We start from the raw sequence: 24,070 nt of genomic DNA, 5'->3' as shown, positions 1-24,070 counted from the left end.
TTTTTCCTTACAAAACGAATATTTTTTACTTAGTTACTCATATTAAGGAGGAAGGAGGGAGGATTTCCAAATGATCATAAATCGGTTTAAACTAAAGCTTATAATTATCACTGTTATCGTATTAGCTGTCATGCTTATCAGTGGCTGTAACAATGGAAATGCCTCTGACAAAGAAGGAGATTATGATGCAACTAAGAAAATGGTTGTTGATATATTACAAACAGAAGATGGTAAAAAAGCATTACGTGAAATTATGACAGATGAAAAAATGAAGCAAGAATTAGTTTTGGAATCAGATGTTGTAAAAAAATCTATAAACGAAGCACTTGTATCCGACAAAGGGAAACAAATGTGGACTACTTTGTTTCAAGATGTCGATTTTGTAAAAGAATATACAAAATCAATGAAGGAAGAACATATTAAACTGATGAAAAGTTTAATGAATGATGCTGATTATCAAAAACAAATGCTTGAACTATTGCAAAATCCAGAAATGAATGAGCAAATGCTCAAAGTAGTTAAGAGTCAACAGTTCCGCGAACACCTTGAAGAAACGATCCAACAAACATTGGAAACACCACTTTTCCAAGAAAAAATGCAGGAAACCTTGCTTAAAGCGGCAGAAAAACAAGGAAAACAACAACAAGGAAAAGAGGATCAAGAACAGAGTGCCGGCGGTGGTGATGGTGATGGCGGTGATGGCGGTGGTGCCGGTGGCGGCGGTGCCGGCGAATCAGGTGGCGGCAGCTAATTATAAATTAATATAAAACAAAAGGGCGCCTCAAATCCAAATTACGGATGAGACACCCTTTTATTTATTCCTCTAATTGGGCAACGATTCTAGCGGCAATTTTATGGTAAGCTTGTCCAATTGGATGATCCTGTTGATACACAGATGGTGCAAATACATCCTCTTCTTCATACGGCTGTTGTAGCGGTAATTGACCAAGTACCTTTGTTTTCAATACTTCCGCGAGCTTTTTTCCACCTCCGCGACCAAATACATACTCCTTCTGTCCAGTAAGTTCACTCTCAAAATAAGCCATGTTTTCAACTACACCTAATATTTCATGATTTGTTTTTAACGCCATCTGCCCAGCACGAGCTGCAACAAATGCCGCGGTAGGATGTGGTGTTGTTACAATTACCTCCTTACAAGATGGAAGTAATTCATGTACATCCATGGCAATATCTCCAGTTCCTGGTGGCAAATCAAGTAATAAGTAGTCCAAGTCTCCCCACTCTACTTCTTTAAAAAAACTATTTAGCATTTTGCCGAGCATTGGACCACGCCAAATAATCGGCGAATTGTCCTCTACAAAAAAGCCCATAGAAATCACTTTTACTCCAAATCGTTCAACTGGTATGATTTTCTCTCCACGCACTTTAGGACGTTCTTCTATTCCCATCATATCAGGTACACTAAACCCATAAATATCGGCATCAATTATTCCGACCTTTTTCCCTAAACGCATTAAAGAAACGGCTAAATTAACAGTTACAGTGGATTTTCCGACACCGCCTTTTCCACTGGAGACGGCAATAAATTTCGTTTTGGTGTCCCCCCCCATTAGAGCAGCCTCTTGCTTTTGATCAGCAACAGGCTGATACTTCCGAATAATTTCTTCCGGCAACTGTTCAAACCGTAAACCTACTGTTGAAGCACCATTTCTTTTTAGAATTCCAACAACTTCCTGCTGAAGCTGCATCTGTTCAGCAGTATTGGTCTTAGCAATGGCAAGCTTAACACTGACATGTTTTTTCTCTTCCCTTATGGTTACTTCTTTTACGCCTTTCGTTTCTTCAAACGTTATATGTAAAAACGGATCCTTAACAGGGTTAAGCAGTTGGATTACTTCTTCTTTAGTTAGCATTCGAATCACCATCCCTTTGTAAATGCATACAACGTCAGTATAACATAAAATAAAGTGAAACTTCATTCAATAGGAGTTTTCTTTCATCTCCTACTGAATGTTAGTTGAACGAATCGGGCATTTAGGTGTCGTTTTCTCCCACTTAGACCCTTTTGTATCAACTCAGGTCTTGATGTGGGAGTTTTACGACACCTTACATGCGGGATAAATCATCCAGCAGTTTATGAGTTTGCTCCATTATCACCATAAAATTCTTTTAAATGAAAGAAACTAGGATACCACTAAACCTCTGGTATAATGATTCCCTGCTTTAAAATGTTTACTTACTTATATGTGTTCAAATAGGGCCAAGTAACTGAAAAATGAAACTCTTTAAACGGGACTTTTCCTAGAATTCCTACTGATGAGAAATAGAACAAAAGCAGCACTCGGTGCGATGTACAAACTGGAGAGTTTCTGTCAAGATAAAGTGACATTCATTTCTTGGAAGCTTTTCCCAAGAAAAGTTAGTACCGTAAAGGTATGACCTAAGACATCTGAACCAATCGGAAATTTAGGTGCCGTTTTTCTCAACATGACACAAAATCATTAGCAAATTTTAAAACGAGAAAAATACAGATTCTTACATTCGGGATGAAGGAAACATGCCACTAAAACAGGGGTATGCCGACGCCTGAGCAGCAAGCCGCTTTTAGTCGGCCTTCCTTTAGATTCAAGCCGATTTTTATCGTAGTGGGAAAAGATTTAAGTTTACTAGTCGCTCAATCACATAAGCTAGACAACAGCTACTGACAAAAAAGGTGATGATCTCGGGTAGCTTTTGAAAAATCGATATACCGCTGTCAATATGTTCTTGATGATGCTTGAAATACTTTTTCTTAATACATGCTTATTCAAGTAGTTTTCCTTTCCTGTTGTTCCGATCGGATATGCATGAAGTACCGTTAACTTTTTCTCTCGAAGACGGGGACCTTAATGCAGCATAAGTTACTATAAACTATACATTTCTTAATTCTTCGTTTCTTCATTTTCTACGTCTTCCGTTGCGTAGCGTAAAATCCCTTTGTACACGCTTGCCGCTACTTTTTGCTGATAATTTTCATCTTTTAACAGCTCGCGCTCAGATTCATTTGATAAAAACCCTATTTCAACTAAAGCCCCTGGCACTTCTGCATGCTTTAATAAATAAACATTATTAATAGCTAATGCTGTCCGGTTGGTATTTTCTAAATTACGAATTAATTCCGCCTGTATCATCTTAGCTAAATGTCTATTTTCATCCTTACGGGGGTTGTAAAATGTTTGTGCTCCCCTCCACTTCGGTGACGGTAACGCATTTAAATGTAAGGTTATAAAAAAATCCGCTTCTTTTTCATGAATAAAAGCCAAGCGATTTCGGATATCCTCCGATTTGCGTTTTGAAAAGCCTTTTGTTTCACTTGAAGCTAAGTCTTTATCCGTTTCCCGCGTCAAGTAAACAAGTGCACCTACCTGTTGTAAATACTTCTGTAGCATTTTAGAAACCTTTAGCGAAATATCCTTTTCCTGTGTATTGTCTTTGCCTACCGCACCTCCATCTGGACCACCATGCCCCGGATCAATGACAATCGTTTTTCCCGATAAAGGTAATGAAAAAGAAGATCCTGACGTACTCGCCTGATTTTCCCTTATTGGCAGCCATATGAGATATACTAATAAAATTGCTCCCGCTATCCAAATAATAATTTGGTAACCTCGTTTCATAGTCTCGTCCCCTTTTAATTATCGTGTTCTAGTTTATGGGACAGGCAATGAAAATATGTCAATAAACAGTTTACTGCTTGTTTACTTTTCATTATTTCGTGGTATATTAACGAGATACATATCTTGTTTTTGTTAAGGTCATTAACTGTTATACAGCGCTTAAGGTTATTAAAAACGACAGCATTCCATAAATTCAGTACTAAAATTGCCCTTTACCATTAAACAATGCGTAAAAAGTAATTCGATTCATCGGAAAAACGGGATAAATGACGATTCAGGGCAATTCACCTTCGATTATTGAGCTTCTAGTGGTGAAAGGAAGTTTATGGTTGGCTAGTTAAAACGACTGTTTAGCGCCACCCTTTAGAATGATATTAAGAGTATGATTAAGCAAAATTAGGGGATAAATATGTGCGAGAAGTATTTTTTGAACAGTAAATCTAAGCTACATTTACGACGTACTTAAACATCCGTGATATGATTAAAATGTCCTTCCCCGTTCGAAACGTTGCAAATGGAGTAAAGAAAATGTTTGTAAAAAAGCGTTACTTCATAGGCAATAGGCAACCATTTTAGAACTTTTGTAATCCGGTTTTAGTGAGAAGCAAAGAATTTTTACCAAGCTTGAAGAAAGGAGCTTTTTAGCGAATGGATTGGTTAGGAATAGGAGTTACAATTATTGGTATTGCTCTATTTGTACTTGTGATTTTATTAATTAAACCACTTTTAAAATTAGCAGGGGTGTTACGGAACCTACAAAATACGACAAGTAAACTCCCTGAGCAAGTAGAAGAACTTACAGACCAAGTGAAAGATACACTTCATATGGGAAATAAGACACTTCATGAAGTCAACAAACAAGTAAAGGAATTAACGCCTATTTTCCATATGGTAGGAGATGCGACCCGTGCTGCAAATTCAATCTCAGCATCGATGACAAATGCTATCATGCAAGTTAGAAATTCCAAATCAGAAGGAAATGCATTTACAAGCAAGAATCACTTAGAAGGCATATACGGTCTTGTAACATTAGCATATTTTATTATGCAGTATAATAAAAAGCATAATACCATCGATATGAACTAAACGAATACTTAAAGAAAGCTAGTAATAATTGACCTATGTTAGAGCTTGGCAAGGACACTGGTTGTACATCTACCAAGAATCAACATGTTTACGATGTAACATCAACTTCTACGCTTCTTAACATAACAAAAGCTAGAAGCGCTCGGGTGACGTACAAACGGCAGAACTTCTGACGGGATAGAGTGAAACTTCATTCAATAAGTGCTTTTCTCCATCCAAAAGGAAATCACTTTTCTGCGTACGATGTATCGCTGACGTAGCTTTTCTTGTCCTGTAATTTTCAAACGAATCGGGAATTTAGGAGCCTTTCCTCTCTCATCAAGTTCGTAAAATAGTAAGCGGATTTTTCAAATGACAGAAATACGGTTCCTCACATTAAAGATAAAGAAAACATGCTCTAAAACAGGGGTTATGCCGACACCTGAGCGAAAAGCCTGCTTTAGTTGGCCTCCCTTTAGATTCGAGCCGATGTTGACTATCGTAGGAAGAGGGTTTAACTTTGCTAGCAGCATGAAGCGTTTAGGCTAGACGTAGCTAATTTTCAAAAAAGTTTATTGCCATGCTGAATCATATATAAATTTTTAGACAACGTAAAAAAGATCAGCCCAAGTAGTTTTAAATGAATGGCTGGTCTTTTTATATGAACTATTGATCGACCTAAGCGGCGTCATAATAATTTATCAACTCGGAAGAAAAGTCTTAAATAAAAACCGTAACGTATATTTTCTTAATTAGCTTTATAATTATATACAGGCTTGATTAGTTTTTCAATCGTAACAGTATCGGCAATTTTATCGATGATTTCTTCTTTCGGTTTATAGACGATTGGCGCTTCATCCATGGTGCTTTTTGTGACTGAAGAAGTCCATACATCTTTCATAGACTCCTTAAATTCCTTGAAGCTGACACTTTCTCTAGCCTTCGAGCGACTCATTACCCTTCCTGCTCCATGTGGACCGGAACAATTCCAATCCGGGTTTCCCTTTCCGTTAGCCAGAATACTACCTTCCTTCATATTTATCGGAATGATTACTTTCTCTCCGATTTGTGCAGAGATAGCACCTTTACGTAATATCTTCGTATCCAAGTCGATATAATTATGTGCTGTTGAGTATATCTCACTCGCTATTTTTCCATCCCAGCCCATATGTTTACATATTTCCTCTAGCATCACCTTTCTGTTTAACCAAGCATAGTGCTGTGTAATTCTCATATCATTCAGATAATCATCTAGTGCGTCTCCTTGTAAATACGCTATATCCTTGCGTATTTTTTTCGGTATTAATTTCTTAAGTTCTGCACTAATTTCTTCTTCCTTACCTTGTTGTTTAAGTTTCAGAATAAGCTGCTCCCGTTTTAGGAAAATATCTGTCAGTTGTTGGTATGCTAGGTTTTGATAATAAGAAGCAATTTGATTTCCTAAGTTACGGGAACCAGAATGAACGACAAGTGCAACCTTTCCTGGCTCTACTTCATTTAACTCCAAAAAATGGTTACCACCACCAAGAGTACCTAAACTTTTTTTAATCCGATCTACCTTTCTTAAAGGAGCACGAATACTATTAAAATCGTCAAACACATTTACAGCAGGGTGTACACGCCCTCTTACTTTTTGTCCACTTGGGATCATCTTACGAATTACATCATCCAGCATTTCATAAGGAATGTCATTTTTATCTACATTAATAAACGTATAGCTTAAACCACAACCTATGTCGACGCCAACTAAATTGGGAACTACTTTGTCTGTAATGGTCATCGTTGTGCCAATCACACACCCTATACCTTGATGCACGTCTGGCATGATTCGTATTTTACTCCCCTTAGCAAATTCTTGGTTACAAATATCATTTACTTGCTGAAGTGCTCCTTCTTCAATATTATCAGTAAAGATTTTTGCACTACTATAGCTCCCCTGTATTTCGATAAAATTTTTCAATGCTATCCTCCTACACCATGAAGTAATATCTGTTATAGTCATCGCCCTCCACCTTCTGAAAAAATCATTTTAGATTATTCGGGTATGACTGACGTTTTCTAAGAGTACAATTGAACTTCTTTTCCTAGCAAAAGTAATAACCGCTAATATCTGTAATACATAATAGATCGATTAACATTAAATGAATATTCTAACATTTTATAACGGCTTTATAAAGCTTCATCCCATTCACAAATCTTTTTTCCTAAACATAGGAGTCTCACAGAACCTTAATATGCCGTGATAATTTTTTGCATAAATTAGAAAAGGCAACCTATTTGAAGTAGATCTCTAAATAAGCCACCTATTTCTTTCATTAATATCGGTATTTATTTGAAACTATTAAAGCGTTATATTGTTATTTTTCTATTGACTAATCTATCAAGCAGATAACAAATAGATCCTTTTTTTGTATTCTTATTTACAAGACATCTTCACTTCTAACAACCGGCTAACCAGTGCTATATAATCCTTCTCTAGTCACCGCTCTTATCTAAGCTAATGGAATTTGGTCTAATAAGGATACCTACTTTTCCTCAGTATGGTTCGTTGTTCCTTCATGCGGTTGCTTTTTTTGCTGCAGGCGTTTTTTCAACCAATAATAGCCCATAGCAAATGAGCCATATAGGCCGCCTTTATTTTTACCTAGTTCATCTTTTGCTGTTTCTGCTTTGTTTTTTAGTGTCTCTGTTACATGAACTAACGAGGAAGAAAATTTTTGTGTTACATTCCCTACATCGTTCATCACATAAAATAACGGACTTAATTGTTTCATTTTATCATTAATATCTGCTAAAGTATTATTGCTTTCACGAATTAATCCACTTGTTTCCTTCACCATCGAGTCCATTTGATCAGGTAATTTCTCGATTGTTTTCTCCACCCCACGTAGTACGCCAGCTAAATTATTTAATACATGACTAACAAAGATAGCAATGACTAAGAAGGCTACTCCAATTAGTAATACTCCTACCTCTAACATGTTATCCCTCTTTCCCAGTATGTTTCATCGATACGTTGGATACTTCCATATCCTGTTCTTTTTTCTTCCACTTGTTATATAAATAAAAAGCTGTTTCTGTCCAACGAATTCCTTCAATATATGGCTTCGTTTGCTTCTCAAACTCACTGCTAGTTAATGTAGAATCCGCCTTTTGTAAGGCTTGATTGATATTGTTCACAGAGTTACCAAAGTTCTCTACTGTTGCAAATAATGGATCGGTTGATTTTAACTTTTCTTCTACATCACTAACTGCAACATGGGCTTCGTGTAGTGTATTTTTTAAATCAGGAAGTACTTGTTTCATTTCTGCGTCAACTCGTCCTAATGTACCCCCCATTGTTTTTAGCAACTTCGCTACACGGAAGAGCACAACCGCAATATATATAACCGTTATGGCAAATGCAATTGCAACGATTAATAGCGTCAAATATAAAATATCTTCCACCTTGGGACGTCCCCCTTTCTCTATTTTGCATTATACCACTCGTCAAGTGGAATGAAACGTTATACGTGTCCCCTGCCCTTATGTAACTAAGACTAAGTAACGTTTGCATAATCCAAACGAAGAGCCCTACCTGCAAATTGCAACACTAATTCACCATCTACACTACGTACAAAAAAGTAACGTTCTTTAATACCTATCTTCTGCTATCAAACCAGCTTTGAAGTAGAAGGCATTTCATACTTGTTCGCCTGTCGCTCTAGGTCTAACCCTTCACATGATCATTACTTTTATGATTGCGAATATTGTTCTAGTATTTGGTGATGTCATTTTCGCTTTTTTAGATGCTTTTTTTGACTTTACAAGAGCTTAGACTTGTTCTTTCAAGCATTAAGATGGCTTATCAGCTTTATTATATTAACTGGATTTCTTCTTATTTTATACCGATTTGCGCTAAATAAACAGCTTTTCTTTAACCATATTTTTCCTGAAGCAATTACTGCAAGTATTATGGCCGCTTATCTCTCTTGGATTCTTCTTCTATATTAGCAATTTCTGCAACTATTCTGCAACTTATGGCAGTCTTGGTGGTATTATTATTTTACTTCACTGGTTTTTCCTATCGGGATAATTTTTTAAGCGGTGAAGTTATTAATGTTTGATACCATAATAACCAAACAAAAAAGCTAGATGATCATTTATCACGTATCCTCTTTTTAAACCCAGTCCAGCCGACTACCTTACTTGGTTTTTCATTGTAAAAACACTTATTTAATAACGTACTAAACTGGAGACATTTATTCTAACGATATAAAGGAAACTTCATTTCATAGGGCTTTTGCTCCATCCCCTACGATGGAAGTAGAACATAGAATAAAAAATCTTAAGCGGCTTTCAAAAAAACTTTTTCTGCGTGCAATAACCGTTTTATTAGCTTTCCTTGCCCTTGCACATCCCCCGATACCCTCACACTTTTCTTATTCACCTAGCAACGATACCTGTAATTAAAAATTCATACCAACTAAATCCTTTTGGTGAAATTGTATGCTTAAAGCCATTTTCCCAACTCAACGGTGTAATAAATATAGCATTATGTCGCAACTGACTTTCTGGTTCTGTAGCGACTATTTCTCCAGTAAGTATACCAGAGGTTAGCTCAACCCTATCGTCCTCGACAATTCCCGTTTTCACTTTTTGTTTTATGAGCCTGCCTTTATCTGTCATTTTCCACACCACGCGGTGATGAACAGCTTGATCAGGTAAAGTTGTAGCTCGTTGTGAAGCCTTTGTCGTAATTGCTAGATTGACATGATAACCAGGTAATAATTGCTCGACAGCTTGTGCCTGTTCTTGTGGTTTTTGTCGCTTGCTAGTTTCGTTTTCTTCATTGCTATCGGTTTGCTTTTTTTGAGCTTCGTTTACTAAATGAGCTTGATCTATTGGCGATTCTTCCGTATCAGTACCTTCGTTTCCTTTCTGCAAATCAACCATAAACGGATATGTACTTTTTCTCTGGACAGCAGCCGTCTCTTTCGTTATATCACTGACGTTGGAAACTATTCCTTTCAAGTTCATTTTTGTTTCTACTACCTGTACTTCCACTGGAAGATCGCTTTTTACAATCGGACGCTCTTTTTCAGAAAGTTCCCCCTTCACGTGTAAATCATTACTGGCAATCGTTATAATTGGGTCCTCTAATTGCTTTGATACATGAGTTACTACTCCTGCGTAAGGACTCTCAACCGTTATCGTGTCCTCACTAGATTGAAGTTCATTTAATTGGCGTCTGACATGAGCTAAAGTTGCATTTTTTTCAGCTAATTCTTGCTCTTTCTCTAATAAAAATTGCTCTTTTAATAAATTTGCCTGAATGGAGTCTTGAGGAAACTCAAGCTTTAGCTCATCCTCGGTAATTGCAAAACTTGACTCTCTGTTTGTATTCGTCTTTGGTATTTGAAAGGCTGTCATTTTCCTAATCGCTTGCTCGATTGCAGCAACTTCCGCCTCTAATTGATTCGTTCTCTCTAATAATTCTGCCTCTGTTTGATGATACTGAACTACCTGATAGGAAAATAGCGGATCGCCGCGATTTACACGACTGCCTTCCTCTACCATAAATGATTTAAAGCTTCCAACATTTTTATCAAAGTAGATATTGTGCTCCTCCTTGGCTGCCAGCACACCTTTTGTATATAGCTTCTCTTCTAAATTTGCTTCAAAAGTTTGAGTCCAGTCAGATATAGAAGCTAGACGATCTACCCTTCCTTCATCATCGACATAAACTAATATAAAATTCATACAAATAAATAAGATCACACCTAGTTGAAGTAATCGTTTTTTATATTTTTGCATTAACCAAACCACCTACTTAGTAAGTATTGATCAGCAAATACGAATACAGCCGCAATCGCCCAAAAAAACAAATGCCAGCCAATGACGATGAACGATAACCATTGGTGCCTTATATCCGATAGAAAACGCAAGTACTTAACTTGAAAATATATAATCCAAATTTGAAAAAGCGAGATCATTCCAAAAAAGTAAATAAAATAAACATGCTCCGTCAGATAGGAAGCAATAATTCCAAATGAAAACGGGGACACATACCAATCTAACCCATTAAAAACAGCTAATGGAATCCAGATCAGGCGTTCTGCTAACATTACAAGTAAAACTACTTGTTGCATCACGATTAATTTTTGCAAGGAGATACCTAAAAGTGCGTAATAAAAAAGTGATGGGACAAACAAGACAAATCCTACAAACAAAGTGGCGTATACCATTCTACCAATCATAAACCAAAACTTCTGTTGCTCGTATTCTAGTGGACTTAGATTTGCGATATGAGGTGATAGAATAGCCGTCCCCATACCTAGATAAGCCATCCAGCCATATATTAGAATGGCACATACCAATAGAATACCATTTACCTTCCATATATGGCGGATTTTCTCTGCCTGCTTAATGCGAAATAAATGATCGTCCATGGAAAGAAGAAACTTAAATAAGTTGTTATGATAAATCATTGGTCACAGCCCTTTTCTATATATCAGCGATTATAATTTGCAATATTTCTTCAATTTTATCGCAGAAAAAGATAAAAAGCTATTATTTTTGTCAATTTCTGCTAACCTTTTCATATAGTAAGTATATCGACAATAAGCATCCTCCATGAAATAGATGCTCTGGAATTTGATTAGTTACCTTTTAGCGAATTATTTTTTAGAAAAACTTGGCGACAAGCCAAGTTTTCTGGCAAAAGCTATCGTTTTTCTTATACTATAAAGCTTAAAGTTTTATACTTTTCTATAGTGCAAAAAAACATACTATTATTTCCATTTGTTTGTTCTGATAATATGCTGATAAAGTGAATCTTTACTAAGTGGGGTTTTCTTTTATCCCCCACTGATTATTAAAATGAACAGAATGAAGCATTTGACTAGCAGTTGGATCCTCCACTATTCACCTTGTAGCACGGAAGGAAGGTCTTACTGCCAATTACATGTAGATAAATGAGAAAGGTAAGCACTAGAAATGAAGACGCTAATTAAAAATTTCTACTACATCAAATTAGCTTTCATAAAAAATTGTATATGATCTTCACGTACGACAAAATTCGCTACGTCCATTTTCCTAGGATTTATGAACATCTCTTAAAAAAGAATGACAGAAGAGGCAAAGAGAGAAAGTCTCCCTTTACACAAAAGGAGTCTTTTAATTGCTTGACGCTCATTTTTTATGAAAACATTTATAGCTATCCGTACGCTTTATTTTCCTACATCGTTAAAGTACTTTTAGTAATAACTTCTTCATGAGTGGCGAAAAATGCTCTGGTAATTCTGCAATATTCGGTACAAGTGCCCGTTCCCTGCCATAGATATTTCTCATAAATTGCTCCTCTGTCTCGTCTACCTCTCCATTTGTAAGGAATATTCCGATCACCTCGATGCCTTGTTTACGCGCTTCGATTACGGCTAAATTTGTATCAATAATTCCATTTTGATTATAATTAGCAGCAGCCGGCTCTCCATCGGAAAATACAAGTAAAAATTTATGCTTTTCTCGTCTTATAGCAAGCTCGTCCGTGGCTACACGAATACTAAAGCCATCCCGATTATCCTCTTGGGGTTCAAGTTGCATAATTTTCGGTCCATGTTGCTCATAGAATGAATCCGAAAAGGAATGAATCACATGAAAATAGTTTGGTTGGTAATACTCTTTTACTTCCATCGCGTCTTCCCAAAAGCCAACAATAGCGTGAGGAATATGAAAAGCTTTTAACACTTCATGAAATAGTACGATCCCGCGTTTTGTTTCCTTCATTTTCCCCTGCATGGATGCAGAACAGTCAACAAGCAGGGTAAAGACTGCATCCAATTCTTTAGACGTTTGGTTTTTTTTATAAAAAATCCGCGGTTTTTCATCTAAGATAACCGGCAAAAGCTTTCTGGATAAACGGCCTGCCATGACATCTTTTCTTGGTGCATTTTGCTTATGCTCAATCGTCTTTTTCAATATGGCTTCCAGCTTTCGCTTATATGGCTCAATTTCTTTCTTATACTCATCATACAAAGCTATATCTTTTTCTGTTGGGGGTACAGACGGCTTTATTAATTTAACCGCATCTCTGTTTTCTTCTCCATACACATTCTCTCTCCGCTGTCCTTTTTTATTTTCCTGTTTATCCAATGCTTCCAAATCCGAATAATCTTTGTTTTTTGTTTGTCCTGATGCGCCTTGAATGGTTCCCATTGCTTGATCACCATCTTCGGTTTCCCTGGCTCCTTTTCCTTTCATATTTGTTTTTGTTCCAACCTCTAATTCAAACTGCAAAAAGGTTTGCTTACGATCACTATTTTCATTTTCCCGATGCCATGTCGAAAACGTTTCATCAATATATTCATTTTTATCTTCATCTAATCGTTCTTTGTCATCATTTGCTAATTCATCCGTTCGAGTCAGTTCATCAAATAATGTATTTCTCGTAAACATCTCGACATGTTGAATTGGTATTACAAAATAATCATGAATCATGTCGGTATAATTAGTTGCTAATTGATGAACAATAGCCAATGAAATTCTGGTAATATCGTCCGTGCTTTTTGCTTCAAATACTTCATAAATGAACGGTCGGATTTGTTTTAATTGTTCAAGCTGTGTGGAAACAGCTCTTGGAAAGTCCGGCTCTGGGCGGTCAGATTGTAAATTTAAATAAATAAGACAAAATAACTCATCTAACGGAAGACCTCGTGTCACATGAGCCATTCGCTCGTTGGAAAACTTATGCTGATAATAACTTTTTCTTTTAGCAAATACTTCTTTCGTTCCGGGACGTTCCTGTTTAATGATCTCCTCCAGCCGTATGTCTTCAAATAAGGTGAATAACTGTCCGGCAAATTTGATTAGAGAAGACTCCTGTAACCCTTCTACAAAGTCCTGCATTGCTTTTACATCTGTATAATAAAGGGAACCAATTGTTCGCAAATAAACGTCTGTCTTTAAGCCGGCCTCTTGGTATTCCGGCTTTACCGTATCCCATGCTTTGCTTGCTGTCACTTGTCTTTCTACTAAATCTATAGACGAACCAAAACTATACGCAAGAGTAAGCTCGGGAATCCCGGATAACACCGTAGCTAAGTCCTGTAATTGACGGAATACATTCGTATCAACAGTGGAATGGTGGAATCGGTACATTCGCTATACTCCTAACTAAAATAGTGTTTCTGCCAAGTTCATAATGAACGCTCGCTCACGATCTTCATCCAGTTTATCTGCAATCGCTCGTTGAATGGCACGCCTTGCAGGGATGGCTGCACTTAAATCGCAAGCATCCAACAAAGCACGAATCGACGCCGCATCCTCTGCAAGCTTTCCTTGGGCCACCGCCTGAATTAAATCATTAGATAATTTTACAAATAGATCAATTATCGTCTTATCCGTTAACTTTGTATTACTCTTGATCAGCTGCTTTAGTTGTTCACCTTGGATATAAGGAATTTCAATGACGATAAAACGGTTTTTTAATGCTTCATTCAAAGGGACTGTTCCTACATAACCCTCATTAATCGCAGCAATCACATTAAACCCTTGATTTGCCGTAACAATCTCATTCGTAAAGGGATTTGTAATCGAGCGCCTATAATCAAGCACTCCATTTATGATTGGCAATGTTTCCGGTTTTGCCATATTAATTTCATCAATATATAAAAAAGTTCCATGCTGCATTGCATTAATAACGGGGCCAGGAATGAATTCAATCACTTGCTTTCCATCTTCATAGCTAAGTGTTTTAAAACCGAGTAAACTTTCTGCATCTATATCAACAGACGAGTTGACACTAAACATTGGCTGTTGGAACAGGGCAGAAAGGGTTTCAGCAAACTTTGTTTTTCCAGCTCCAGTAGGACCCTTTAACAGTATATTTTTCCCCATACTAAGGGCTGTAATCGCATCTATTAAAACCTCCTGATTTGGCGGTAAATAGCCGCCCGGGCGGATTAACTCGGGATAAGTATCAACATTTCGCTTATAATGCTGCAATTGTTCTTTCATGTTCTCTGGTAAATCATAATTCATTTGCATACGTATAATACTCCTTTCAGAGGTTATTGTACCCTGTTTAGACGATTTACAAAAGTCTGCTGTTTGATCTACGAACCCGGGATTTTTGTAAAAATAAAGAGAGCGCAAACCAATAAAATTGATTACGCTCTCCAAAACATTACCTTAAATAAACAAAATAATCGCTATTAAAATAAACAGAATCGATATAGATCTAATAAATATCGTTTTTCACGGTGCACATCAAATAACAGGCTATAAAACGCATCCACCATCAAAAAGAAAATAAATAATACAGGATATGAAATGACAATGGTTCCTAATTTGTTAATTGTCTCATTAACCTCAACACTATTATAGCTAACCATAATGACGATAGCTAGGACAAACAGGAAAAGCGTACCAATCACAAAAAATCACTTGATTCATTAGCCTCTCTGCCTCTACACAGTTTCCTCCTGTTCCGCTACTTTAACAAGCTGTTTTCCAATGTTCTCACCTGTAAACAGACCAATAAATGCATCTGGAATCGAGCTAAATCCTTCCCGAATCGTCTCTTCAAACTTCAAATCACCGCTGGCAATTGCTTTCCCTAATTCTTTATACGCTTCTTTAAAGTTGTCCGCGTAGTCACTCACTATAAAACCTTGCATCTTTGCTCTTGATTTAATCAAGTATTGTTGAACTCGTAAGCCAACATCATATTCTCCCTCTTCTAAATTATAGGAAGAAATAGCTCCACATACAGGCACACGCGCGAATGTGTTCAATAATGACCATACGGCATCTGAAATTTCTCCGCCCACATTTTCATAATAAACATCAATTCCGTTTGGACATGCTTCCTTTAATTGTTGGTGCACGTTACCTAATTTATATTCAATGGCATGGTCAAAACCTAATGTATTTGTAATATAATGCGCTTTTTCCTTTGAACCAACAATCCCAACAACACGAGCGCCAGCTTTCTTAGCAAGCTGCCCCGCCACTTGACCAACTGCACCAGCAGCTCCTGAAACGACTACCGTTTCACCTTGCTTTGGCTTTCCAATATACGTCATGCCAAAATAAGCAGTTAATCCTGGCATTCCTAAGGGACCAAGTGCGACGCTAGGACGTAAGCCAAATGTATTTACTTTCCGTACCTGATTTTCCTCAACAACATGATATTCTTGAAAGTCCAGCATACCCGTAACAATATCACCAACGGAAAAATTTTCGTTATTCGATTCCACCACCTGAGAGACAATACCACCGTTTAATGGCTTACCGACTTGAAACGGTTCAATATACGAAGGTCCATCTGCCATTCTTCCCCGCATATAAGGGTCCACGGAAACGTATAGTGTTTTTAATAACAATTGATTTGTCCCGGGACTTCCAACCTCTACTTCTTTAAACGCAAACGTATCTGCATTTGGTAACCCATTTGGTCGCTCATGTAAAATAAGTTGCTGTTGCTTCATCATTAACCTCCTCCAAATCCTCCAAATTTCAATCATACTTTTTATCTGTTTACCCCTTTTTAGCTAGACCAACACTAAAAAGTATCATTCTTTCAATTACAAGTATTGTACAATACTTGTACAGGACATTCAAAAAGCCAAATAAAAATAACACAGAGAATTTCCTCATAGTTTGTTCTCTGCTAATCACGTATCTTAAAATTATCCATCAAACTATGCTATATTTCCTTAAAACTTCACGTACCAGGGATTTTTTAGTACACCAGCCCCTATCCTATGCCAAGTATTTAACCCTCTTTGAACTACATCTACGCTTTTTACATATACAGGTATAAAACACGAACCTTTCTGTCGCGCTAGGTCTTTTTAAACCACACTTTCACTAATATTGTTATGAAGTATAACTTTCATTTCTCACAAATGCCGAATTTTATACTTTCTCCAGACTAGTACAAAGGTGATAGCAATTCATTCAATGATTTCCTATAGAAAATTTATCTGGAACAAGACTTTGGTGGCTATCTCTAGTTGACTTATACTCTATACATTAAAAATTTCACTGTGTCTTCATAACATCCCTAAAATAGTATACTTTTCTAATGCATAAATAAGACTCCTTGCTGAAACTTTTCAACAAGGAGTCTTCTCTTTCCATCTAAATGTCTAGCTGTAACCTACTTTGTATACGAGGCCATCGAGGCCATTTAATAAAAAACAGACTTGATTTCACCATTGAAGTTCTTTAAAATCTACTAAGCATGCTGAGATAGCATTTTATACAGCATACGCTATTTTTGCCCATATGTTCTTAATTGACCATACGTATCGAATTTATCAATCACTTTGTCAAGGTCATCTTCTGACAATAATACTGGGTTTCCTATATTTCGTGCTCGATAGTACAGTTTTGCAATAAATTCAATATCTTTTGCCACTGAAAAGGAAGAGGGTAAGTCTTCCCCAACTGCAATAACTCCATGATTCCCTAAAAGTAATCCTTTATCATTTCCAATACAATTAAATACTTCTTCAGCTAACTCATAAGTACCAAACGTTTTATATTCACAACAGCGAATTTTGTTACCGACTGACCCTATAATATAGTGAAGAGGCAAGATTTCTTCATGCAAACAAGCAAATACTGTAGCATATTCAGAATGAGTATGCACCACAGAGTTAATATGATCCGTATTTTGATAAAAAATCCGATGCATGTCATACTCACTTGAAGGCTTACGATTACCCTCCAATATTTCTCCATCTAAATTTAATAGAACAATATCTTTTTCTGTTATTTCTGGGTAAGCAATACCACTTGGTGTAATCAACATCACTTGATCTTCTCTAATAAAGATACTGATATTACCACCGGTTCCTGTCGTTAGTTTTTCTTCTAATAGTTTTTTTCCGTATTCTACAATCTGCTTTCGCTCTTCTACATATTTCATTCATTATCACTCATTCTATATATTTTTTTACACTTGATCACACTTTGTAATTTAGTGCAACCTGTGTCAACCATCCTTTCCATATGATTAATATAGGAAAAGGCTTAATAAAAACGCGCCTGTTCCTCTGAAAAATAAGCATCTAAATCATAAGGGGAGTACACGCCTCGATCTGTCACAATTCCGCTAATTCGAGATGGTCCCGTGATGTCAAAAGATGGATAAATAGCTTGCACACCTGCTAAAGTATTAGGAATTCCTCGATATTCTAAAACCTGTTTAGGGTCACGTTCTTCAATTATAATATCTTCTTTTGAATATTTATCAGCATCAGGAATACCAGTCACATAATAAGGGACTTCATAATGCTGGCCTACTATCGCAATTTGGTTCGTTCCAATTTTGTTGGCAATGTGACCGTCTCTTGCAATGGAATCAGCTGCTGAAGTAAACACATCAATTTTTTTGTATTCCATCGCATAAGCTACCATATTGTCGGTAATAACAGTGGTTGGAAAACCCAGGTCAATTGCACAGCTAGAAGTTAATCTTGCACCTTGAAGATATGGCCGGGTTTCTGCGCAATATATATCCAAATTCTTGTTTTCAGCTTTCGCAGCTCGTAAAAAAGTACCAATAATGGTTTCTCCAAAACATTGTGTTAAAATGCGACCATGATTGGGCATTAATTTAATCAAATTTTTTCCCACTTTATCCATAATTGTGTAGCGTCGGTTTAAAGATTCAACCGTGGATAAGAAGATTGCCTCAACAGGGTTAGCTCCTTTTGCAAGTGCCGATCTTCCGACTTCTAGACAACTTTGCGTAATTTTTCCCATTCGGTTTGCAGTCGTTGGTCGAGCATAAGCAATGGCGTGAGCCGCTTTTTCTAGAAAAGCTATTTGTTCTGCCTCTTTTTTCCCTCGAGTTTGATAAGCCGCTAAAGCCATTCCCATACCAGCTGCTGTATACGGGCCTGCGCTTTGCGTTACCATGTCGGTTATTGCTTGCGCGACTTCTTGATAGGTTGTACATTCGACAAAACAAACCTCAGTCGGATATATCCGTCGATCTAATATTCTTACTTTGCCATTATCATACCAAGCTACATTTTCATAAGTTAATAAAAAAGGTAAATCATAGTCTGCTCGTTGCATCTATTCTTCCTCCTAAACTACTTTTAACTAATTATCATGTTGAAACGACGAACTAATTCCGTTCCTGTTGTTATCTCGGCACGCTGAATGATTAATTCTATACCCATTTTAAGCAAAGCTCGTTCCATTTCAATTCGTTCTTTTCCTAGAGGTGCTTCTGATACTTCTTTCACTTTTGAATCACCAATTACACGTCGAATCATTTCTGTTCCAGCATAACCCAATGAATCGGACATCACATGATCAAGATAAGCCTTTTTAAATTGATGGTTCGTATACAATGGCAATGTTACTCGCTCATCGTAAGTATCAGCTAATTTGCGACTCACCCCATCATAAATATCACGAATCGTATGTTGTAACCATTCACGAAAATTTGCTTTTCCATTGTAATAATGAGCACGTGCTAATGGGAAAAATAAATTACCGATGACATTTCCAATGTCGTATCCCATTGGTCCGTAGAAAGCAAACTCAGGATCAATAACTTTTGTTCCGCTTTGGTTAATAAAGATGGATCCAGAGTGTAGATCACCATGAATCAATGCTTGTGCGTTATTCATAAAATTGTTACGCAAGTTTGCAACATGATAAATCAATTCATCGTTTCGGTAAATATGTTCTTCAACAAATGGTTTGTTTTCATCCAAAATAACATTTTGATCCTTATAATTATAATATGGTTCAGTGAAGACAAGATCCTCACTAATATCACACATATCCACATTGGTGAAATTTTTAACTAACTTTTTCTTCTCATGACGTTCCCAACATAAGTCTGTTGTTGGCAATAGCGTGTTAGCTAAAAAAGTACTAATATCCTCTGCAAAATTCGGAAAGATATGTTCATTCATCAACTCAAAGCGTAAGTTCTTATAAGCTGAAATATCTTCCATTGTTAATGCACACATTGTTTCATTATAATCATAGACTTGAGGAATAAATTCCGGCATTAAATCATACTGAATTTTCAATATATCTGCTTCAATTTTATTTCGTGAAATATCGAGTGGGCGTCCGGAAGATCGAAGCAAAACATCTGCTTGTTTTACTACTACACTTTTCCCGGATTTCATATCTACTACTTTAAAAACATAATTGATATTGCCATCTCCAATTTCACTCACAGTCAGATCTGCGTTATTGGTAAATAAGCCAAGCTCATCGATTACGTATTCTTTTATATCTTCAGGAGACATCAAAAAATGGTTTGTAAATTTAGACATTGTATTTCCTCCTATTATACATTCCCTGATTTCATGATTACAGATAAGAAGTCTCCCTTTTTCATCATGTGAGGACTTTAACTCAACGATAAAGAGGGGGATAAACTTTGTTTTTAGTCAACATACATTCCTTAGACGTGTAATTTGAACGATCATATGTTACTGTTACTTATATAAGTTGCTCTTTAACAACTGAATATATAAGGTTGCATGGAGAAAACAACATGTTAACCTTCCATGCGTAAAATATTCAAGGTACGAAAGAATATTAGACTTCGGGCATCCGAGCAGAAACTCCCGAAGTAACACTTATAAAGACGAAGGATTGTTTTCGTCATAGATATGAGAAACTCCCATTTAAAATCTTAGGCCTAATGGTGAGTAATCTCCCTTCCTTAGCTTACTTTTGTATCCTTACCTTTTGGAAAACCGATGGCGATAGAAATTAAACCGACAACAATCATTAAAATAGAATACCAGTTATACGGCATAATACTTACAGGTGAGACCCCTGCCATCCCTCCAATTACCAGCAATTGGCCTGCATATGGTAATAAACCATTGAATGCAGAGGAGAATACATCTAATAAACTTGCTGTACGAGAACGTGAAATACCAAACTCGTCTGAAATATCTTTTGCTAATGGGCCTGCTGCAATAATTGAAATTGTGTTATTCGTAGTCGAAATATCCATTAAACTAACAAGGGCCGCAATGGATAGCTCTCCACCACGAGCAGTTTTTGTTTTCTTGGTAAGTGCGTGTAAAAGCCAATCTATACCGCCTAAATACTTCATTAGCGCAACAAGACCACCTACTAGAATCGCAATTATGGCCATGTCTTCCATACCTTTCATTCCCTCATGAGCGATCTTCATAAATTCAATAATGGTAAAATCTCCGTGGACTAAACCAATAATCATACCCGAAAAAATCCCCATGACCATTACCGTAATTACTTCAATACCAATTAATGATAGAACAATAACCAATACGTATGGGATGATATTTATTAAACTATAATCATAAGAACCGGAAATCGCCACTGTATCAATTGGTACGAGTATTAACAAGACCAGATTAATCACAACTGCTGGTAGAACCATTAAAATATTAGCTTTAAATTTATCCTTCATTGAAATTTCTTGCGTACGGGTAGCTGCAATAGTTGTATCTGAAATAAAAGATAAGTTATCACCAAACATCGCTGCTCCAACAACAATTCCACATACTAGCGCTATATTTGCTCCAGTTTTGTCAGCTATATCTATTGCTAATGGCGCCAATGCTGCTACAGTCCCCATTGATGTTCCCATAGCAAAGCTTAATATACACCCAATAATAAACAGTCCTGGCAAAATTAAATTCGATGGTAAAACACTCAAACCTAGGTTTGTCACTGAATCAACTGCATTCATTCCGCTGGCAACCCCATGAAATGCTCCAGCTAGAATAAAAATAATAACCATTAGAATTAAGGTGTGATCACCGCCACCTTTACAAAACATCGTAATCCGCTCTTCAAACTTGAGTGGATTATCTTTATTTTTCATCATTAAAGCAATTCCTGAGGCAATCAGAATTCCAATCATTAATGGCATATTTTCAAAATTACCTGAAATTAACCCTGTCAGCATATACAAAACTAAAAAGATTAAAAGTGGGACAAGCCCCATAAACTGACCTTTATTCGGAGTTTTTGTTTTTTCTTTGTTTTTCTGCATTTACAGTTCTCCTTTTTATTAGATAATTCGTAAAACATGTCCATCCCCAAAGTTAACAAAAATATACTCCTCTCTATATAAATTTGTTTTATGAAACTTCATGTATACGTTCCCAACGATTTAATCATAAATTGGGTAACACGAAAAGTCAATACATTTCACAGAAGTTCAAAACTAATATTTTTGTAATTTTGGTTTATATTGGTTAATTATTTGGAATAAGTATATATTTTGTTTACTTTTTCTTTATTCTGTGGTAAGGTTACAATTAATAAATCGAAAGGAAAGGTTCTTTTGATGAAATATGATAGATTACAAGAAATTTTAAGACAACTTAATAATACAGGTAGCGTAAAAGTGACGGATTTGAGTAAAAAGTTAAATGTAACAGAAGAAACTATCCGTAAAGATTTAGCAACATTAGAGAAAGAAAAAAAACTAAAGCGAGTACGTGGAGGAGCCTATCTGCCAAATACTTTTGATAAAGAAGTCCCTGTTCTACTAAGGGAGACAATGTTTAAAGAAGAAAAACAAATTATGGCTAAAAAATGCTTAAAGTTTATTGAAGATGGGGACTCTATCGCTTTAGACAGTTCAACTACAGCACTTTCGATTGCAACTCTATTAAAAATGACTACACTACAAATTACCGTCATTTCAAATTCTTTAGATATAGCCAACGTCTTAAAGGATCATAAAACCATTAAACTGATTATTATTGGAGGAAACTTTAGGAATGTATCGCATTCTTTTATTGGGGTGAACGCTCAAGCAAATATTTCAAGATACTTAATTGATAAAGCATTCATTAGTAGTTCAGGTATTAGCCTAAATATTGGGCCGACGGATTATAGTGAAGATGAATCGCTTGTTAGAAAACAATTCTTGCTACAATCCCAGAGAAATTATTTAGTGGTTGATCATACGAAATTTGATTTTAGAACCATTCATTTAATTGATGATTTTTCACACATTTCAACGGTTATTACAGATAAAAAACCATCTGGTGAATGGATCGATTTCTTTAAAAACAGTAAAATTCAATTAATATATTAACGATTGACTCCTTTATGATATACGTATCCCAACAATCACATATAAATTAAAGGAGCTTATGATGACTATGCTAAATTTTCATTACTATAATCCAGCAAATATTTATTTTGGAAAAGGGCAAGAAAGTCAGGTAGGAGAACTTATCGATTTAGAGAGTCATTCAAAAAATGTTTTAGTACTCTATAGCGGTGACTATATCTTTGATTTGGGAATTTACGATACGATTGAAAAAGAGCTAAATAAAAAGAAAATTACCATTTTCAAAAATGGAGAAGTTGTACCTAACCCTGAGATTTCCTTAATCCGTCACTTAGTTTCTCTTGTAAAAGAAAACCAAATTGATTTTATTTTAGCTGTAGGGGGCGGTAGTGTTATTGATACAGCTAAAGCCGTATCCTTTGGTGCACTGTACGAAGAAGACGTATGGGATTTCTTCATTGGTAAAGCTCAAGTAGAAAAAGCTTTACCCATTGGCGTTATATCTACTGTTGCCTCTTCTGGATCTGAAATGTCAAACGCAACTATCGTCTCTAATGGAGAACATAAATTAGGAGTGGAAACTAATTTAATTATTCCTAAATTTTCCATACTCAATCCGGAATTTACATTAAAACTGCCCAAGTATCATACAGGCGTAGGAGTATCCGATATTTTAACCCACCTGTTGGAGCGCTATTTCACTCGTGTTGAGAACGTTAATTTAACGGACTTTCTTCTTGAAGGTGCAATTAAATCACTCTTAATTAGTGGGAATCAATTAATGGCACAACTTGATAATTATAATTTAAGAGCTGAAGTTATGTGGACAGCAGTGATGGCTCATAACAATAGTTTAGAACTAGGACGTGAGCCAGACTGGGCTTCACATCGAATTGAACATGAAATTAGCGGACAGTATGGAATTACTCACGGTGAAGGAATGGCGATTGTCTTTCCAGCATGGATGCAATATGTAAGTCAATTTCACCCAGCTATTTTTGTTAAGTATGGAGTTCGAGTTTTTAATCTTGATCCTTTTGCCTATTCGGAGGAGGAAATTATTCAATTAAGCATTGCAAAAACACGTGAATTCTTTACGAACATGGGCATGAAGTCGCGCCTATCTGAATTTGAAATCGATGATACTCACTTTATAAAGATGGCTAATCGAGCAACTAAAGATGACACCCAACCAGTTGGCCACCTGAAAAAATTAAGCGCTGAAGATATTGTAAAGATTTTAAAACTAGCATTATAAATAATAACTGTAATATGATTTACAAATTTGACTTGGCACGAACAAACAACTTAAGAAACTGATTATAGA

General features: G+C 36.3%; 20 protein-coding genes. 5 read left to right on the top strand and 15 right to left on the bottom strand.

What is annotated here, in order from left to right; all coding sequences use genetic code 11:
• Positions 1-70 precede the first annotated feature (70 nt).
• Positions 71-751, top strand: coding sequence for a spore germination lipoprotein GerD (gene gerD, locus BN1066_RS08610; protein ID WP_077319068.1), 681 nt, complete (start codon positions 71-73; stop codon positions 749-751).
• Positions 752-815: 64 nt separating this feature from the next.
• Here gerD and BN1066_RS08605 read toward each other — a convergent pair whose 3' ends face one another.
• Positions 816-1,874: an Mrp/NBP35 family ATP-binding protein gene (locus BN1066_RS08605; RefSeq protein ID WP_077321418.1), complete on the bottom strand. Its 1,059-nt coding sequence runs from the start codon at positions 1,872-1,874 to the stop codon at positions 816-818.
• Positions 1,875-2,882: 1,008 nt separating this feature from the next.
• Entirely contained in the window at positions 2,883-3,617 is a 735-nt protein-coding gene (gene cwlD / locus BN1066_RS08600; RefSeq protein ID WP_077319067.1) for an N-acetylmuramoyl-L-alanine amidase CwlD, read from the bottom strand.
• 648 nt (positions 3,618-4,265) lie between these two features.
• Between cwlD and BN1066_RS08595 the strand changes: the two genes are divergently transcribed.
• Positions 4,266-4,703: a DUF948 domain-containing protein gene (locus tag BN1066_RS08595; RefSeq protein WP_077319066.1), complete on the top strand. Its 438-nt coding sequence runs from the start codon at positions 4,266-4,268 to the stop codon at positions 4,701-4,703.
• 727 nt (positions 4,704-5,430) lie between these two features.
• Here the strand turns inward: BN1066_RS08595 and BN1066_RS08590 are convergent.
• The 3 genes from BN1066_RS08590 to BN1066_RS08580 form a co-directional block, all read right to left on the bottom strand.
• The gene (locus BN1066_RS08590; protein WP_483887727.1) at positions 5,431-6,642 is read right to left on the bottom strand and encodes an RtcB family protein; all 1,212 of its coding nucleotides are present in this window, start codon (positions 6,640-6,642) and stop codon (positions 5,431-5,433) included.
• Positions 6,643-7,207: 565 nt separating this feature from the next.
• Positions 7,208-7,663, bottom strand: coding sequence for a DUF948 domain-containing protein (locus BN1066_RS08585; protein ID WP_077319064.1), 456 nt, complete (start codon positions 7,661-7,663; stop codon positions 7,208-7,210).
• A gap of 1 nt (position 7,664) precedes the next feature.
• Positions 7,665-8,129, bottom strand: coding sequence for a DUF948 domain-containing protein (locus BN1066_RS08580; protein ID WP_179104335.1), 465 nt, complete (start codon positions 8,127-8,129; stop codon positions 7,665-7,667).
• A gap of 454 nt (positions 8,130-8,583) precedes the next feature.
• Between BN1066_RS08580 and BN1066_RS21210 the strand changes: the two genes are divergently transcribed.
• Positions 8,584-8,757 (top strand): YhjD/YihY/BrkB family envelope integrity protein, encoded by a 174-nt coding sequence (locus BN1066_RS21210; protein ID WP_077321417.1) that lies wholly within the window; start codon positions 8,584-8,586, stop codon positions 8,755-8,757.
• A 350-nt stretch (positions 8,758-9,107) separates the two neighbouring features.
• Here BN1066_RS21210 and BN1066_RS08570 read toward each other — a convergent pair whose 3' ends face one another.
• The 10 genes from BN1066_RS08570 to BN1066_RS08530 all read right to left on the bottom strand — a co-directional run bounded on the left by BN1066_RS08570 (position 9,108) and on the right by BN1066_RS08530 (position 21,708).
• On the bottom strand, positions 9,108-10,478 hold the full coding sequence (locus tag BN1066_RS08570) for an efflux RND transporter periplasmic adaptor subunit (RefSeq protein ID WP_077319062.1): 1,371 nt from the start codon (positions 10,476-10,478) through the stop codon (positions 9,108-9,110).
• Positions 10,478-11,152 carry a hypothetical protein gene (locus BN1066_RS08565; RefSeq protein ID WP_077319061.1) on the bottom strand — a complete coding sequence of 225 codons (675 nt, stop codon included), beginning with the start codon at positions 11,150-11,152 and terminating at the stop codon, positions 10,478-10,480. Before BN1066_RS08565 ends, BN1066_RS08570 begins: the two co-directional genes overlap by 1 nt.
• A gap of 757 nt (positions 11,153-11,909) precedes the next feature.
• Positions 11,910-13,820 carry a vWA domain-containing protein gene (locus BN1066_RS08560; RefSeq protein ID WP_077319060.1) on the bottom strand — a complete coding sequence of 637 codons (1,911 nt, stop codon included), beginning with the start codon at positions 13,818-13,820 and terminating at the stop codon, positions 11,910-11,912.
• A gap of 15 nt (positions 13,821-13,835) precedes the next feature.
• Positions 13,836-14,708: an ATP-binding protein gene (locus tag BN1066_RS08555; RefSeq protein ID WP_077319059.1), complete on the bottom strand. Its 873-nt coding sequence runs from the start codon at positions 14,706-14,708 to the stop codon at positions 13,836-13,838.
• Between the two features lie 167 nt (positions 14,709-14,875).
• Positions 14,876-15,097 (bottom strand): hypothetical protein, encoded by a 222-nt coding sequence (locus tag BN1066_RS19790; protein WP_143695767.1) that lies wholly within the window; start codon positions 15,095-15,097, stop codon positions 14,876-14,878.
• Positions 15,098-15,130: 33 nt separating this feature from the next.
• Entirely contained in the window at positions 15,131-16,153 is a 1,023-nt protein-coding gene (locus BN1066_RS08550) for an NADP-dependent oxidoreductase (protein WP_077319058.1), read from the bottom strand.
• A gap of 788 nt (positions 16,154-16,941) precedes the next feature.
• Entirely contained in the window at positions 16,942-17,601 is a 660-nt protein-coding gene (locus BN1066_RS08545; RefSeq protein WP_077319057.1) for an L-fuculose-phosphate aldolase, read from the bottom strand.
• Positions 17,602-17,705: 104 nt separating this feature from the next.
• The gene (locus BN1066_RS08540) at positions 17,706-18,758 is read right to left on the bottom strand and encodes a s-methyl-5-thioribose-1-phosphate isomerase (protein ID WP_077319056.1); all 1,053 of its coding nucleotides are present in this window, start codon (positions 18,756-18,758) and stop codon (positions 17,706-17,708) included.
• Between the two features lie 23 nt (positions 18,759-18,781).
• Complete coding sequence (gene mtnK, locus BN1066_RS08535) at positions 18,782-19,984, bottom strand: S-methyl-5-thioribose kinase (RefSeq protein WP_077319055.1); 1,203 nt, start codon at positions 19,982-19,984, stop codon at positions 18,782-18,784.
• Between the two features lie 395 nt (positions 19,985-20,379).
• Positions 20,380-21,708 carry a Na+/H+ antiporter NhaC family protein gene (locus BN1066_RS08530; RefSeq protein WP_077319054.1) on the bottom strand — a complete coding sequence of 443 codons (1,329 nt, stop codon included), beginning with the start codon at positions 21,706-21,708 and terminating at the stop codon, positions 20,380-20,382.
• 297 nt (positions 21,709-22,005) lie between these two features.
• Between BN1066_RS08530 and BN1066_RS08525 the strand changes: the two genes are divergently transcribed.
• Both BN1066_RS08525 and BN1066_RS08520 read left to right on the top strand, forming a co-directional pair.
• Positions 22,006-22,764, top strand: coding sequence for a DeoR/GlpR family DNA-binding transcription regulator (locus BN1066_RS08525; protein ID WP_077319053.1), 759 nt, complete (start codon positions 22,006-22,008; stop codon positions 22,762-22,764).
• A 61-nt stretch (positions 22,765-22,825) separates the two neighbouring features.
• Positions 22,826-24,001 (top strand): iron-containing alcohol dehydrogenase, encoded by a 1,176-nt coding sequence (locus BN1066_RS08520; protein WP_218668072.1) that lies wholly within the window; start codon positions 22,826-22,828, stop codon positions 23,999-24,001.
• Positions 24,002-24,070: the final 69 nt, after the last annotated feature.

The organism is Virgibacillus proomii (assembly GCF_900162615.1).
Taxonomy (GTDB): domain Bacteria; phylum Bacillota; class Bacilli; order Bacillales; family Amphibacillaceae; genus Virgibacillus; species Virgibacillus proomii.
Note: the sequence above shows the minus strand (reverse complement) of the source record. Positions and strands in the feature narration are given on the sequence as shown.

Excerpts from the sequence above, each read along its gene's own strand:
- BN1066_RS08525 (WP_077319053.1), top strand. The coding sequence starts at position 22,006 with ATGAAATATGATAGATTACAAGAAATTTTAAGACAACTTAATAATACA.
- BN1066_RS08570 (WP_077319062.1), bottom strand. The coding sequence starts at position 10,478 with ATGCAAAAATATAAAAAACGATTACTTCAACTAGGTGTGATCTTATTT.
- BN1066_RS08605 (WP_077321418.1), bottom strand. The coding sequence starts at position 1,874 with ATGCTAACTAAAGAAGAAGTAATCCAACTGCTTAACCCTGTTAAGGAT.
- gerD (WP_077319068.1), top strand. The coding sequence starts at position 71 with ATGATCATAAATCGGTTTAAACTAAAGCTTATAATTATCACTGTTATC.
- BN1066_RS08585 (WP_077319064.1), bottom strand. The coding sequence starts at position 7,663 with ATGTTAGAGGTAGGAGTATTACTAATTGGAGTAGCCTTCTTAGTCATT.
- BN1066_RS08555 (WP_077319059.1), bottom strand. The coding sequence starts at position 14,708 with ATGCAAATGAATTATGATTTACCAGAGAACATGAAAGAACAATTGCAG.
- mtnK (WP_077319055.1), bottom strand. The coding sequence starts at position 19,984 with ATGTCTAAATTTACAAACCATTTTTTGATGTCTCCTGAAGATATAAAA.
- BN1066_RS08540 (WP_077319056.1), bottom strand. The coding sequence starts at position 18,758 with ATGCAACGAGCAGACTATGATTTACCTTTTTTATTAACTTATGAAAAT.
- BN1066_RS08520 (WP_218668072.1), top strand. The coding sequence starts at position 22,826 with ATGACTATGCTAAATTTTCATTACTATAATCCAGCAAATATTTATTTT.
- BN1066_RS08545 (WP_077319057.1), bottom strand. The coding sequence starts at position 17,601 with ATGAAATATGTAGAAGAGCGAAAGCAGATTGTAGAATACGGAAAAAAA.
- cwlD (WP_077319067.1), bottom strand. The coding sequence starts at position 3,617 with ATGAAACGAGGTTACCAAATTATTATTTGGATAGCGGGAGCAATTTTA.
- BN1066_RS08550 (WP_077319058.1), bottom strand. The coding sequence starts at position 16,153 with ATGAAGCAACAGCAACTTATTTTACATGAGCGACCAAATGGGTTACCA.
- BN1066_RS08595 (WP_077319066.1), top strand. The coding sequence starts at position 4,266 with ATGGATTGGTTAGGAATAGGAGTTACAATTATTGGTATTGCTCTATTT.
- BN1066_RS08560 (WP_077319060.1), bottom strand. The coding sequence starts at position 13,820 with ATGTACCGATTCCACCATTCCACTGTTGATACGAATGTATTCCGTCAA.
- BN1066_RS08530 (WP_077319054.1), bottom strand. The coding sequence starts at position 21,708 with ATGCAGAAAAACAAAGAAAAAACAAAAACTCCGAATAAAGGTCAGTTT.
- BN1066_RS08565 (WP_077319061.1), bottom strand. The coding sequence starts at position 11,152 with ATGATTTATCATAACAACTTATTTAAGTTTCTTCTTTCCATGGACGAT.